The sequence below is a fragment of the Croceitalea rosinachiae genome, from assembly GCF_031846445.1.
Lineage (GTDB): Bacteria > Bacteroidota > Bacteroidia > Flavobacteriales > Flavobacteriaceae > Croceitalea > Croceitalea rosinachiae.
Genome location: NZ_JAVRHR010000001.1, coordinates 1,152,907 through 1,167,221, shown reverse-complemented (window position 1 = coordinate 1,167,221; position 14,315 = coordinate 1,152,907). Strand labels below are relative to the sequence as shown.

The window sequence follows — 14,315 nt, the reverse complement described above, 5'->3', positions numbered from 1 at the left end:
TATTTAGGTAGCCACTGATTTTAATTCCATATCCAAAAGTGCTTTAACCTCTGGCTTGCAACTTCCGCAACCAAGGCCAGCCCCGGTCTCTGAACAAATGTCAGCAAAATTTGTACGGCCATTGGAAATAACCTCTTTAATGTTTCCTTCACCAACTTGACTACATGAACAGACCAGTTTACCTTTTAAAGGTGCCGTTTTTGAACTACCCCGTAACAATTCATCCCTTTTTTCCGAAAGTTCAATTTGTTCTTCAATCAAACGCTTGAATTCCGCAAATTCATTTTTATCCCCCATTAGAATGGCTCCCTTAAGGGTATCATCTTTAACAATACACTTTTTGTAGAATCGTTTGCGCACATCCATCAAAATGATTTCTTCATAAGAATTGTCTTTTGGCGGAATATTAACCATTCCTATACTGCACAAATCAAGGTTCTCAAATTTCAAGATGTTCATTAATACCGAACCCGAATAAATACTGCTCAAATCGCCCAACAAATAGTTCGCAGCAATATCAGCTTGCTGTTCGGCGGCCGAAGTAATCCCAAAAAGTGTATTTTCAAATTCTGCAATTTCACCAAGAGCAAAAATTTCAGGCTTGCTCGTCTGCATATATGGATTCACCTCAACACCTCTTCGCGTCTTTAATCCGCTATGTTTTGCCAACTCAATATTGGGTCGGGTACCTATGGAATAGACTATAGCATTACAACTTATAGTACGACCTGTTTTTAGCGTGACCAGTAGGTTGTGTCCATCTTGGTTTTCCTCAAAAATCGTACTTACCTCATTATCAAAATAAATTTGTATGCCCCTTTCCCCTACATCTTCTGCAAGCAATCGACTGGCCACAGGGTCTAACTGACGTTCCATCAACCGAGGGGCACGTTGAATGATACTAATATTGATATCTATTTTTTTCAACGATGCCGCAAGTTCCAATCCAAGAAGACCTCCACCTACAATGACTACATGCTGTTGATTTGGGGGCAAACCGGTTTCATCTAAATATCTTTTTAATCTGTCGGCATCGGTTCGTTCGCGCATCGTAAAGCGACCTGGCAAATCCATACGTACATCAGCAGGTACAAATGCCCTGCTACCTGTAGCAATGACCAAAATATCATACCTATGCAGTAGCCCATTATCATCGGTTACTGTTCTTGCTTCAGTATCTATAGCGCTTATTCCATTCGATGGGTATAAGTTGACTCGTAACTTCTCTAATTCTCCCTGCTTCAACTTTAATAGGGCATCCCATGGTAGTTCTTCATTCACATACTCGGGCAACAATACTCGATTGTAAAATGGATAGGCTTCTTTTGAGAAAACATGTAGCTCGTCGTCTTCATTTTTCTCACGATAAGATTGTATAAAGCGATATGCAGCAGCCCCAGCACCGATAACAACTATTTTTTGTTTTGGTTTGATATATTTTTCTACGCGAACTGCACAATACTTAAAATCAGGTTCTTTTGAAATGGGATCTACAAGATTATTGGTCAGGTTATTGGCCCTACTAAAATCACTGTTCAAAATCTTGCCCCAATGCATGGGCATAAAGACTACCTTTTCGCGGATATCTAAATTAATCTTCACTTTTACCCTAACACTTCCCCTTCTGCTTGTTACCACTGCAATATCTCCTTCATTGAGCTTGTTCAAATAAGTATCTACCTTATTCATTTCAAGATATGGGGTTGGTATATGCGTCAATAGACGTTTGACTTTGCCTGTTTTTGTTCTTGTATGCCATTGATCACGTATACGACCCGTATTCAATATCAATGGATATTCTGCATTGGTTCTTTCTGACTGATTGTAGATTTGCTTAGGTGCATTGAAATGAGCCCTGCCGTTCATGGTAAAATATGTCTGATCTTGAAACAGTCGTGGGGTACCTTTATGGGTTTTATGTGGCACGGGCCATTGAAAACTACCCTCGTTTTTTAATCGTTCATAAGAAAGACCTGAAATATCAATATTCGTGCCTTTGGTCATCAAACAGTACTCATCATAAACTTCACTGGCAGAAGTATAGTCAAAGCCAGAATAGCCCATTTCTTGAGCAAACCTCCATAAAATTTCAGCATCTGGCCGAGCCTCTCCCGGGGGGTCAATAACTTTTGGCAAATAGCTGATTCTACGTTCAGAATTCGTCATTGTACCCTCTTTTTCTAGCCAACCAGCGGCAGGTAGCAAAATATCGGCGTATTTGGTTGTTTCTGAGTTATGTGAAATATCTTGAACCACCACAAAATTTGCTTTTTTTAGTGCTGCTTCTACTTTTCTAGCATTGGGCATGCTCACTACCGGATTGGTACAGATAATCCAAATAGCCTTTAGTTTTTCACTATCCAGAGCATCGAACATTTCTGTGGCGGTAAGGCCAGCCTCTTTTTTAATGGGTTTACCGCCCCAAAACTCTTGTACTTCATTTCTGTGGTTGGCATTGTTCAAATCACGATGTGCTGCCAAAAGGCTTGCCATTCCTCCAACTTCACGCCCGCCCATGGCATTGGGCTGCCCCGTTAATGAAAAAGGCCCGCAACCAGGTTTTCCAATTTGCCCGGTCAATAATGATATGTTCAATAGCGAAACATTTTTGTCCACCCCAATGACGCTTTGATTCAGACCCATGGTCCACATGCTGATAAAGCGCTTGGCACTACCTATAATTTTAGCTGCTTTTTTTATTTCCTCTACGGTGATTCCACAATGTTTTGCAGCCTCTTTTAAGGTTAAACTAAATGCACTTTGTTTACATGCTTCAAAATTGGAAGTATATTTTTTAATAAAGCTGGTGTCTATTTTCTTGCGTTCAATTAACCAACGTGCGATAGCATTGAACAACACAACATCCGTGCCTGGTAATATTTGCAAATGAAGGTCTGCCAAAGTACATGTCTGTGTTTTCCTTGGATCTACCACCAATACTTTAACCTTAGGATTGTTTTCTTTATGCTTTTCTAACCTTCTGAATAAGATGGGATGGCACCATGCCGGGTTCGCCCCTGCAATCAAGAAACAGTCGGCAAGTTCGATATCGTCATAAGAGATAGGAACAGCATCCTCACCAACTGCTTTTTTATATCCTACCACAGCAGAACTCATGCATAGACGAGAATTAGTGTCTATATTATTTGTGCCTATAAAACCCTTGGTCAATTTATTGGCGAGATAATACTCTTCCGTCAAACATTGTCCCGAGACGTAAAAACCCACGCTATCCGGACCATAATTATTAATAATACTTTTAAACACAGCGGCGGCACGTTTAAAGGCGATATCCCATGTAACCCTTTGTAATGGATGGTTTCGGCTCCATTTCATTTCAGGATGTAAAATTCTATCGCTCGTATCTTGGGCAACGTAATTCAGGTTTTTACCTTTAGAGCACAACATCCCTTTATTTACGGGGTATTCATCATCACCTACCACACTGAGGGCACCATTGTTATCCTTATTAACCGTTATACCACAGCCCACTCCGCAATAGGAACATATGGTATTATGGCTTTCTTTTTTTTGCATTCAAAACATGGTATTGGTAGGACTTCCTAAAAGGGAAAATTATAAAATTACGTAGTAATACGTAGTGTATAATTCATAATAGTTAGATATTATTCTACTAGAATCGCAATTTTTTATTAATAATGTTGGGAGTTCCTCAACGCGTGAATTGAAGTAGTAAATACTATATCAAACCTGCTTCTCCAGCCTTCTTTGAAAGTTCTATCAAGTTTTTGACTTCCATCTTTCGCATAAGGTTAAAACGATGGGTCTCTATGGTACGCTTACTATTGTGAAGCTTTTCTGAGATTTCTTTATTGGTATATCCGGCAAGAATAAGTTCTAATACCTTGAACTCTTTATTTGTAAGATCAAAGGTATTTGCTTTGTTTGTCTTGGACGATTGTGCTTTCTCATCTGGTAATCCTTGGTTGAGCAGATTATTGACCAAAACATTTGAAATATCTCCACTAAAATATTTGCCCCCTTCTTCCACAGTGTGAATGGCCTTGATAAATTCGTTTTTATCGGTATCCTTTAACAAATAGCCATTTGCCCCAGCCTTCACAGATTTTAAAATATACTCCTCAGAATCATGCATGGAAAGAATAATACACTTGGTCGTCGTCTTGTGTGCATTCAATTTTGCCACAGTTTCTATGCCTCCCATTTTAGGCATACGAATATCAATAATCAAAATATCAGGGGCTTTGTTCTCCACCATAGACATGGCCTCAATACCGTTCGACACCTCACCAATAACCTCAAGATTCGTTTCTTCTTCCAACAAAGCACGAATACCATCGCGAACCAGTGCGTGGTCATCTGCAAGTACTATCTTGGTGGTTTTTTGAAGTATGGCTTCGTCCATCTTAACAAATGTAAGTTAAAATTAAACCATACTAAAAAATGGGGCTACTGTACTAAATTATGAGTGCAATAACCCCTTGAAGCAAAATCTTTTTTCCTTTTTGATAAGGAAAAACAAATTAGTTATTGGCAGTGTTTAGAAATTTAGGCTTAATAATCAACATGGCCCATGCCCAGTTTTGGGTATCTGATGCCAATTCTTCGGTAATGCCCTTTAGTTCATACATGCCATCAGCCGGGAACAAGTGAGAGTATCCTATTTTTAGAGCAAAACCTTTAAAGCCTTGTGTATATACCAAATCAATTTCAGTACCTAGCGCATTCTCTCCACTTGGCAGGTCTTGTTGACCAGAAAAATTCAACACTTTAGCAAAAAGGCTTCCTTTCTTGCCTAATTTGAAATTAGCACTTGCGTGAATATCGAATAAACCAATAGTATTGACATGGTTGCCCACATAAAAATAATCCATAAAACCATTAAATTTATGATTGGTGCCAAAGGTGGGTAAGAAAGCTTCGGTTTTGTCGTTCGTATCGGCGTCATCGCCACTGATTATCTCTATTCCTGCACCCAAGCCTAACTTACTGGAAGCCTTGTAAGACAAATCAAGGCCCAAAAGAAAGGCGCCTTTTACATCAGTACTTCCATTAAAAAAAGTCCCTGATTGAATAAAAACATTGGCGGCAGCTCCAAAACTGCCTTTTTTATAGTTAAGGTGTGAACCTAAGGTAAGAAGGCTGTTTACACCATCGGCCTCGCCATTGGCATCAAAGTTTTGATGGGCATAGTTGACCGCTAACAAACTTGCGGAAAAGCTTTCCCATTTTTGCTTAGCATAAAGATATTGCATGGTCTTGTATTGAAAGGGATTGTTAGCCGGATAAGTTGTGCCTTGATTTTGGAACCCAAACAAAGGCCCTCCATTATCATCTAGGTCTTGGTTAAACGCCAAGCCAATATCCATAATGAAACTGTCTTTTTTATATTTTATCATGGCCAAATCGTGGTTTCGGCCTTGCTGCGCCCAATCGAGCCCTCCGAAAAAGCGTTGGTCATCATAAGAAAGTACTTGTCTACCAAGTTTTGTAGACCACCCTGAACCTAGTTGTAGTTCTGCCCATGCCTCAAAAATGGCAAAGGAGTTATTAGAATCAACGGGAATTATCTGTGGGTTTTCACCCCATACCAAAAGGTCTTGTATACTCAAATAAACCTTGAAGGTTTCTGCCGTAAAACCGGCATTTAATCTAGCCCTAGTATTAATTGCAAACCCTGGGTCTGCTGCATCTGGAATCAATGTCTGAAATCCATTTCTATATTCTGCTCGTGGTCTAAACTGCCCATCTAAAGTGAATTGGGCATTTATTAATTGTACCGATAGGATAACTAGGATAACTAATCCATATTGTTTTTTCATGATAAACTGGTTTTTAATTTTTTTTGATTGTTAGTGTTCTAAAAAGTCGATTAAGTGTTTCCGGTAATTGTAATAGTCATTGTGCTCTAATACTGATTTTCTGGTTCGTGGGCGTTCAAAATCAATAGTAAGGATATCCCCTATTTTTGCGCTTGGCCCACTTGTCATCATTACAACACGGTCTGCCAAAAAGATGGCTTCATCAACGTCGTGAGTAATCATAACCGCTGTAATTTTTTCTTTATTCCATATTTCTATGAGGATGTCTTGTAACTCACCCCTGGTCAGTGAGTCCAGCATTCCGAATGGCTCATCCAACAATAAAACTTTTGGTTTTATGGCAAATGCCCTGGCAATACCTACTCGTTGTTGCATACCCTGCGAAAGTTCATTCGCTTTTTTGTCAAAAGCACCCTCAAGGCCCACTTTATGCAAATAGTATTTTGCGATGTCTTTTCTTTGTGCCTTCGTCGCATGAGGAAATACGCGATTCACTCCCAACAATACATTTTGAAGTGCCGTCATCCAAGGCATTAAGCTTGGTGCTTGAAAAATGACTCCCCTATCTGGCCCTGGACCTTTTACCGGGTTTCCTAGTATGGCAATATTGCCCCCAGAAATAGGATTTAAACCGGCAATCATGGATAGCATTGTTGTTTTACCACAGCCTGAATGGCCAATAATAGTAACAAACTCCTCCTTCATAATTTGAAGGTTGAGGTCCTCTAAAACCACATAGTCTCCCTTTGGTGTTGGATAGACTTTTTTAAGTTCTTTAAGGTCCAACATGATGTTGGAAGGAAAAACAATTCCGTTTTCAACATCTGTCTCTTTTGTTATGGTAGTTGTACGCATCTTTTTTTATTTCAAGGTTAGGCCACAAAACTCTTCGGACTCAAATCAGGCAGTTCATAATTTAGCTTTGAGACCGCTTTTCGCTCTTCGCCAATGCCCATTAAATAAGCGATTATGGCATTTCTTGTTTTCTTGTATTCCGCATTATCATTTAATTCTGTTTTATCTCTTGGGCGGTCAATGTCAATCTTAAATTCTGGTCCTAATGTAGCTTTTGGTCCAGGTCGCAATGGAATAATTCTATCAGCCATATAAATACCTTCGTCAACATCATTGGTAATCAATAAAGCAGTTCGTTTATCCTTTGTCCAAATATTTAAAATCTCATCTTGCAAGTTTCCCCTAGTAAGGGCATCTAATGCCCCCAGTGGTTCATCCATTATAATCATCTCTGGATTCATGGCTAAGGCGCGGGCGACGGCAACTCGTTGTCGCATACCACCAGAAAGTTCTTTGGGTCTTTTGTTCATTGCTGGTGTCAAACTCACCATCTCCACATAATCTGCTACCCTTTTTTGAATGACCGCCTTATTTTCTTTTGGAAACGCCTCTTTAACAGCCATTGCTACATTTTGACCAACGGTCAACCATGGCAACAACGAGTAATTTTGAAAAATGACACCCCTTTCATGACTGGTGTCTTTCACAAGTTCTCCTTTGAACAATACCTCACCACTTGTCGGTTGCAATAATCCGTTGACTAGATTGACCAAGGTCGTTTTTCCGCTTCCTGTAAAGCCAACGATAGCCACAAATTCTCCTTCTTCTATAGAAAGATTGATATCGCTCAATACCTCGGTGGTATTTAACCCTTGTCCATAAGTCTTGCAAACATTTTTAAGTTCTAAATAAGCCATATCTAGGTTTTAAGCAGTTGCATTTTTATTGAAGGACACCGTATTTTGAATCATCAACATAATACGATCCAATAAGAATCCAATAATTCCAATAACGAACATGGCGACTATGATCTTTGAATTTGAATCATTTGCCCCATTCTGAAACTCTTCCCAAACGAATAAACCAAGACCTGGACTTTGCGCCAATAATTCAATGGCAATCAATACCATCCAAGCTACAGAAAGTGTTATACGAAGTCCTGTAAAAATCAAAGGCAAAGAAGAAGGCAATATCACCTTAAATACTTTTTGAAGAGGGCGTAATTTCAAAACTTTGGCCACATTGATATAGTCTTTGTCCACTGAAGAAACGCCCATAGCCGTGTTTACTAAAGTTGCCCACATAGAGCATAGGCCCACACTTATAAATGAAATCACAAAAGAGTTATCAGAACTCGTACCTATCAATAAGGTCTTTACAATCATAAAAACCAGGAGGTACCAAACTACGGGGGATACTGGTTTGAAAACCTGTATAAACCAGTTGATCGCGTTGCGCAAGGTATCGCTCAACCCAATTACAATTCCAATTGGTACAGCAATAAAAAACGCTAACAAAAACCCTGCAAAAACGGTCTTTAAACTGGTTAAAACAATATCAATAAAAGATGGTCTTCCCGTGTATACGATTGCCGATTTGCCTTGCTCTGCGCGCTGTGCATTTACTGCCGCAGTTTTTTCAACGAAGGCTGCCTTGTCTGCTTTAATAACATAGTGATCTGCAACCAATGTTTGTACCGAAGCCCAAACCTGACTTGGTGAGGGCAAGGTATTAGTTTGACAATCTGTGCCGTTACCCGCAAAACAGTCAGCCATAGCGTCTGCAGCTACTTGACCTTGATCTTGTAACGTTTTTTCAATTCGAAAATCAATTTCGCGCTGGCGCAATAAATCTGCTCCAAAATGCCAGAGGCCAAAAAATGCGACGATGGACACCAAAGGGATAATGAGCTTTTTCAATATTGTATTAAACTCAAATTTTGGTGGTTTTACCTTAAACTTTGCTAAGAGCGCTTTTAAAGTATCCGCTAGTTTAAATGATGATGTTTTGGGTACTGCTACACTTTGCTTCATTGGTATAGATTTTATAAGGAAGAATCTTCGTCCTTGTTCCCGATTTTAAAACTGTTGATATATCCGATAGGATCTTTGGCATCATAGCTGTTACCATCAATAAAGTCTGACGAAGCCGGCTTATAACCATCCGTAGTTGGGATATCACCTGCTGGAATATGACCTTCCGTCACCAAGATATCAGCGGCTTTTTTCCAAATATCTGGTCTATAGATGTCCTTTATAGTTTCTTGATACCAACCTGCTGGCTTGGCTTCAGGAATTTGTCCCCATCTGCGCATTTGGGTCAAAAACCAAATACCGTCAGAGTAAAAAGGGTAAGTGGCGTTGTACTTATAGAATACATTAAAATCAGGCATTGATCTTTTATCTCCTTTTTCAAACTCGAATGTACCTGTCATAGAATTTGCTAAAACTTCTTCAGGGGCACCTACGTATTGTGACATTGACAAAATCTTCACTGCTTCTGCACGATTGTTCGGTTCATCCAACCATTTTCCGGCACGAATCAACGCTTTGGTCACGGCAATTGCAGTATTTGGGTTCTCATCAACAAATTTCTTTGTCATTACGAATACTTTTTCAGGATTGTTTTTCCAGATATCATAGTTCGTGGTTACCGGCACTCCAATTCCTTTGAATACCGCTTGCTGATTCCAAGGTTCTCCAACGCAATACCCATATATGGTTCCGGCTTCCAAAGTTGCCGGCATTTGTGGTGGTGGAGTTACTGATAATAATACCTCTGCATCAATCTGTCCCTGTACATTATCTGCGGTATACATTCCTGGATGAATCCCAGCTGCAGCCAACCAATATCTAATCTCATAGTTATGTGTTGATACCGGAAAAACCATTCCCATTTTAAAGGGCTTTCCGTTATTCTTATATTCAGTAATTACCGGCTTTAAAGCATCTGCTTTTATCGGATGTGCCGGTTTTCCCTCAGCATCAGTAGGTACATTGGGTTTCATTTTTGACCATACATCGTTTGATACTGTAATTCCATTTCCGTTCAGATCCATAGAAAAAGGAGTAACCAAATCAGCCTGCCTTCCAAAGCCTGCGCCAGCAGCGATGGGCTGACCAGCCAACATATGGGAACCGTCCAATTGACCGTCGATTACGCGATCCAGAACATTTTTCCAGTTTGACTGGGCCTCAACAGAAACAAACAATCCTTCATCTTCAAAAAATCCCTTTTCTTTTGCTATGGCCAAAGGCGCCATGTCGGTAAGCTTAATAAAACCGAAGGTCAATTGTGGCTTTTCTATTTCGAGCGACGTGGTCGTCTCTGTATTCGCTTCGGCTAAATCTTTCGATTTTTTTTCTTTCTTTCCGCCACAAGCTATTAATAACATTCCTGCCATTAGTAAGCTGCATAAATTTTTCATGGTTGTTTTCATAATAATATGTTTTAAAAGATTGTGTTCTTTATCTGTAACAAACATAATGGTTTATTTAAGTATTAATACGTAGCTATTAAATATTTTACGTTTTAATACGTATTTTTATTTACTTGTATCGAAAACCTTTTGAAAAATTGTGAATTGAAAAAAATCCTTATTCCAAATTGTGAAATTCAAAATTATTGTTTGAGACAATGGAATATGCAAGGCTTTTGCGGAACGTAGGATTCCCTGAAACTAATAAAGTCCGATACGGACTTTATTAAAACAGTAGTTTGCTGACCTTATTTACTTTTGTTCGAAAATGTGATTCTAGACCTATTCGGTCTTTGCAACTGCAATATCTTTTTTTGTACTTAAAGCAATTGCCGCTACCTCATCTATCATATCCCCAGGCACATTCAACTCTTCTAAACTAGAGACTAAGTGTTCTGCTACTGAATTAAAATGATCTTCAGTAATATTCATATGCGCATGTGCCTCTCGCATACTTTTTCCTGTATACCCCATAGGACATCCAAAAGCATAGGCCAAAAATGCTTTTTGTTTTCCAGCTTGATATTTCATATTCGTATTCGTGAAAAAATGACTTATACTTTCATCAGCTAATACTTTGGTGTAGAAAATGTCTACTGCAGCATTAACTGCGTCCATACCGCCTAGGCGGTCAAAAAGAGGTTCTTGTTGTTCCATTTTACGTGTTGAGTTTAATTATCCAAATCAATTTATAAGTATTATTACGTAAAATCTAAAAAGCAAGTAGCGTTTGTTGCATTTTTAGTGATTCTATAAATCAACGGTATATATTCTAAATACTACTAAAAATTTCATAAGGGTTTTTAATGATTTACTAACTATAGTTGTGATGCAATAACCCGCTGTACTTCGTCTTCAAAGAAAGTAGGATGTTCTGAGACAACGTCACCAATAACAATAATACCAGGCTGTGAAACATCCAAATTAGAGGTTATATCTCCCATATTATTTAATGTGCTTACCATACAAAACTCATTTTCCAAGGTTCCGTTTTGTATAACAGCTAATGGGGTTAACCCACCTCTAAATTCCTTAACAAGTGTAACTATAGCATCTATTTTTCGTAACCCCATCAATATTACCAGGGTCGCTGATGACTGTGCTGCAAGACGTAAATCGTTCGAAAAAGACCCTTCTTTTTTAGTTGCCGTAGCCACCCAAAAACTACCACTTACTCCTCGTTTTGTTAAAGGTATCCCCTGATTTGCTGGCACTGCTATGGCGCTACTTATCCCTGGAACTACGCCTACTGGTATTCCAAAAGATTCTATATGTTCAATCTCTTCGGAGGCTCTTCCAAAAACAAAAGGATCTCCGCCTTTAAGACGTACAACATGTCCATAATTAAAGGCGGACGCCACTAGTAAAGCATTAATTTCTTCCTGGACCATGGAATGATGCCCACATCGTTTTCCTACGTATATTTTAGGCGTATTAGCAGAAGCTTCATTTAACAACCCTTTGTCCACAAGTGCATCGTACAGAATAATATCTGCTTGTTGCAAAGCTCTTAAACCTCTTATTGTTATTAAGTCTTTACTACCAGGGCCAGCACCTACCAAGGTAACTTTTGGAATTATTGATGATTGCTTCATTGTAATTATTTCTTAGTTCCTATTAGCAATATGGCAACAAGAGTACGTAATTATTTTGATATAATTATATAAAAAATACGTAATTATACGTAATATTGTTTTTTCAATTTAATTGGCTCCTATGAAAACAATTCTTGTTATTGGTAATGGAATGGTTGGATACAAATTCTGTGAAAAGTTTGTAGCACAAGAGAAAGCTCAAGAATTTAAGCTAATCGTATTTGGCGAAGAGCCAAGGCCAGCTTATGACAGGGTTCATTTAAGCGCCTTTTTTGACAATCAAGACGCCAAAGCGCTGGAAATGGCTCCAGCATCATGGTACGCAAAACATCATATCAAATTAATTACAGGGGAACGTGTTGCCGAAATTCATAGAACTGATAAAAAAATTACTACAGCTAAAAATCGAACTTTTTCCTATGACTATTTAATTATGGCCACGGGATCTTCACCTTTTGTGCCACCTATTAAGGGTGTAGAGAAAGAAGGTGTTTTTGTATACAGGACTATTGAAGATCTTGAGGATATGATGGCCTATGCTCAAAAGATAAATGCAGAAAAAAGCAATGGAAGAGCTGCTATTTTAGGCGGCGGGCTTCTAGGGCTAGAAGCCGGAAAGGCAGTTTTAGATATGGGATTAGAGCCTCACGTAGTAGAATTCGCTTCTAAATTAATGCCAAGACAGTTAGACGCAAGAAGTAGTAATGTACTTCAACTAAAATTAGAATCCATTGGACTAAACATACACTTAAGTAAGGCAACAAACCAAATTCTAGGCGATAGTAAAATCACTGGAATGGAGTTTGGTGAAGAAGATATTCTAGATGTGGATATGCTCATTATATCGGCAGGTATTAGACCAAGGGATGAACTTGCTAAAGCTTGTGGGTTGGATGTTGGTATTAGAGGCGGTATTGTTGTAGATAATACAATGAAAACTTCCGACGACAGCATCTATGCCATTGGAGAAATTGCACTTTACAATCAAATGATTTATGGCTTGGTCGCTCCTGGATACGAAATGGTAGCAGTAGCGGTAAATCAAATTATTGGAAATACAAATATCGTAATGGCAGAAGCCATTGATATGTCCACTAAACTAAAATTAATTGGCGTAGATGTAGCAAGTTTTGGTGAGCCTTTTATGCCTGCTTCTAAAGGACATTCTATCATTTTTGAGAATAAAACCGAATTCTCCTATAAGCGAATAAATGTAAGTCATGATGGAAAATCCTTATTAGGCGGAATATTGGTTGGTGATGCTGCAGATTACAATATGCTCCATCAAATGTATTTAAACGGTATGAAAATACCAGAAAACCCTGCGCAGCTAATTCTTCCTGCAAGTGATGGTTCCACTTCTTTAGGGAATGTGATGGATTTACCAGATGAAGCGCAAGTATGTTCTTGCGAAAGTGTTAGCAAAAGGCAGATTTGTGGCGCTATTGAAAACGGTGAGGCAAAAGATTTAGCAGGTGTAGTTAGTTGTACAAAAGCAGGTACGGGCTGTGGTGGTTGCAAACCAATGGTAAAGGACTTAACTGTAGCTACTTTAAAATCTTTAGGTATTGAAGTAAAAGATACCATATGTGAGCACTTTGATTACAATCGTCAGGAATTATATAGTCTTATACAGGTCAAGGGATACCAAACTTTTAATGAAGTCTTAGATACCCATGGAAATGAAGGGGACGGTTGCGAAATTTGCAAACCTGTCATTGCATCTTTAATGGCCTCCATAAATGGCGATACTGCAAATAAAGAATATGCTATCCAAGACTCCAATGACCGGTTTTTGGCAAATATCCAACGTAATGGAACCTATTCTGTTGTTCCTAGAGTGCCTGGTGGAGAAATTACCCCAGACAAGTTAATTGCCTTAGGGGCAATTGCCAAAAAATATGATTTATACACTAAAATTACAGGTGGAGTCCGGATAGATTTATTTGGTGCTACCTTAAATCAATTGCCCTTAATTTGGAAAGAATTAATTAGTCATGGTTTTGAAAGTGGTCACGCTTATGGAAAATCCTTGCGCACAGTGAAAACCTGCGTAGGTTCCACTTGGTGTCGCTATGGCATGGATGAAAGTGTGAGTTTTGGGATAAAGCTAGAGAACCGTTACCGTGGTATACGGGCTCCTCATAAAATTAAAGGTGGTGTATCTGGTTGTATTCGAGAATGTGCAGAAGCAAGAGGTAAAGATTTTGGTTTAATCGCAGTAGAAGGTGGTTGGAACCTATATGTTGGTGGAAATGGCGGGGCAACACCACGCCATGCTAAATTATTAGCAGAACAAATTGATAATGCAACTGTAATAAAGTATTTAGATCGGTATTTAATGTTTTACATGCGTACCGCAAAACCATTACAACGTACGGCCTCTTGGCAAGAAAACCTTGAAGGAGGCGTGGAGCACTTAAAAGAGGTCATTGTTCATGATAAATTGGGTATTGCAGAAGATTTGGAGCAAGAGATGCAAACTCTGGTGAATAAATTTGAATGTGAGTGGACACAAGCTGTTAATGACCCAGAAATGATGAAACGCTTTAGTCATTTTGTAAACAGTGAAGAAGAAGATGACAACTTGGTTTTTGTTCCTATGCGAGAACAAAAAATGCCACAACAATGGAATTACTAGTT

At 38.9% G+C, this 14,315-nt stretch carries 10 protein-coding genes; 1 reads left to right on the top strand and 9 read right to left on the bottom strand.

The features are described 5' to 3' along the window. Positions 1–3 precede the first annotated feature (3 nt). The 9 genes from RM706_RS05295 to cobA form a co-directional block, all read right to left on the bottom strand. Entirely contained in the window at positions 4–3,537 is a 3,534-nt protein-coding gene (locus RM706_RS05295) for a molybdopterin-dependent oxidoreductase (protein WP_311349984.1), read from the bottom strand. Between the two features lie 163 nt (positions 3,538–3,700). Continuing rightward, positions 3,701–4,387: a response regulator gene (locus tag RM706_RS05290; protein ID WP_311349983.1), complete on the bottom strand. Its 687-nt coding sequence runs from the start codon at positions 4,385–4,387 to the stop codon at positions 3,701–3,703. Between the two features lie 118 nt (positions 4,388–4,505). After that, positions 4,506–5,804 (bottom strand): alginate export family protein, encoded by a 1,299-nt coding sequence (locus RM706_RS05285; protein ID WP_311349982.1) that lies wholly within the window; start codon positions 5,802–5,804, stop codon positions 4,506–4,508. Positions 5,805–5,834: 30 nt separating this feature from the next. Continuing rightward, positions 5,835–6,659: an ABC transporter ATP-binding protein gene (locus RM706_RS05280; RefSeq protein ID WP_311349981.1), complete on the bottom strand. Its 825-nt coding sequence runs from the start codon at positions 6,657–6,659 to the stop codon at positions 5,835–5,837. Positions 6,660–6,676: 17 nt separating this feature from the next. After that, positions 6,677–7,516, bottom strand: a complete 840-nt coding sequence (locus RM706_RS05275) for an ABC transporter ATP-binding protein (protein ID WP_311349980.1) — start codon at positions 7,514–7,516, stop codon at positions 6,677–6,679. A gap of 9 nt (positions 7,517–7,525) precedes the next feature. After that, positions 7,526–8,632: an ABC transporter permease gene (locus RM706_RS05270; protein WP_311349979.1), complete on the bottom strand. Its 1,107-nt coding sequence runs from the start codon at positions 8,630–8,632 to the stop codon at positions 7,526–7,528. A gap of 11 nt (positions 8,633–8,643) precedes the next feature. Further along, complete coding sequence (locus RM706_RS05265; protein WP_311349978.1) at positions 8,644–10,038, bottom strand: CmpA/NrtA family ABC transporter substrate-binding protein; 1,395 nt, start codon at positions 10,036–10,038, stop codon at positions 8,644–8,646. A gap of 321 nt (positions 10,039–10,359) precedes the next feature. Continuing rightward, a complete protein-coding gene (locus tag RM706_RS05260) occupies positions 10,360–10,734 on the bottom strand; it encodes a group I truncated hemoglobin (protein ID WP_311349977.1) in 375 nt (124 codons plus the stop codon). A gap of 161 nt (positions 10,735–10,895) precedes the next feature. Then, entirely contained in the window at positions 10,896–11,672 is a 777-nt protein-coding gene (gene cobA, locus RM706_RS05255; RefSeq protein WP_311349976.1) for a uroporphyrinogen-III C-methyltransferase, read from the bottom strand. Between the two features lie 121 nt (positions 11,673–11,793). Here cobA and nirB point away from each other — a divergent pair, with 121 nt between their 5' ends. Further along, on the top strand, positions 11,794–14,313 hold the full coding sequence (gene nirB, locus RM706_RS05250) for a nitrite reductase large subunit NirB (RefSeq protein WP_311349975.1): 2,520 nt from the start codon (positions 11,794–11,796) through the stop codon (positions 14,311–14,313). Positions 14,314–14,315 lie beyond the last annotated feature (2 nt).